The following is a 1,194-nucleotide window of genomic DNA, read 5'->3' as shown; positions in this document are numbered from 1 at the left end:
ATTGACAAATCCCGAAGCGTCCTTTAGGTTTGCAATACATAAATTTACTTATTTTAAAAAGGATGATAATGATGATGAAAATTTCTTTTTTTGCTTCTTTTTTTCTTTGTTGATAAGTCTAAATTTGTTGATAAACAAAAAAAGAACGGGGTGAACTTCCGAAGCCTCTAGGCTAATGGCCTTAGTCCCGTATTAGTCCCCGTTCTTTATTAACCTGGTTGCAAGGACCAAATAGAATTTTAGCAATTTACCTAGTAAAGGTGTTAGTCAAAGCAACCATTTAAAACCACTAAATTATGGAAACAAAAGAAACTATCGGTATCGATGTCAGTAAAAAAACACTCGATGTGCATATCCATAACAAAAAAATGCACCGTGTTTTTGAGAACTGCCCAAAAGACATTGCAAAGATGATTAAGTGGGTGCTGAAGAACACGGACTTTGATAGAGAAGAAATGATATTTACCTTTGAACATACTGGACTTTATTCACTCCAATTATCGGCCACATTGTCGGAACTTGGCATGAGATATGTAGCAATCCCAGGTCTGGAAATAAAAAGGTCTTTGGGGCTTTCGCGCGGAAAGGACGATAAAGTTGATGCCGCGAAAATAGCCTTGTATGCCTATCGATTGCGGGAGGAACTTGAGTCCTGCCAAATGCCGTCAGAAGACCTGCAATCGCTTAAACGCCTTCTTTCATTAAGGGATCGTTTGGTCAAACAAAGGGCTGGTTATAAAGCCTCATTGAAAGAGGAAAAACGTGTCCTAAAGCAAAAGGACAATAAAATACTGCTGAACGCACAAGAGGAAATGATCGGTCACTTCTCTAAAAAAATAAAAAAAGTCGAGAAGGAAATGAACAGGATTATCAAAGAAAACCGGAAGCTCGATAAAATATATGGTTTGGTTACAAGCATCAAAGGTGTTGGTCCACAGACAGCTTTGTATATGATCGCTTATACACAGGGCTTTACCAAATTTGAAAATTGGAGGAAATTCGCATCTTACTGTGGGACTGCCCCTTTTCCCAATTCTTCTGGAACAAGCATTAGGGGCAAAACAAAAGTAAGTCACTTGGCCAATAAAAAAATAAAGAGTTTGCTGGACCAATGTTCCAAAACAGCCCTGCAGCACAATCCTGAAATTAGGCAGTATTACCGGCGAAGGGTCGATGAACAGGGAAAAAATGAAA

The 1,194-nt window shown here is 38.6% G+C and carries 1 protein-coding gene; it reads left to right on the top strand.

Annotation, left to right across the window (positions count from 1 at the left end; genetic code table 11):
• Positions 1-296 precede the first annotated feature (296 nt).
• Positions 297-1,194 (top strand): IS110 family RNA-guided transposase (locus tag FKR84_RS13205; RefSeq protein WP_141422785.1); only part of this gene is annotated, 898 nt, incomplete at its 3' end.

This window comes from Haloflavibacter putidus, assembly GCF_006546625.1.
GTDB lineage: Bacteria > Bacteroidota > Bacteroidia > Flavobacteriales > Flavobacteriaceae > Mesonia > Mesonia putida.
The sequence above is the reverse complement of the archived record's forward strand: the minus strand, read 5'-3'. Positions and strand labels throughout refer to the sequence as shown.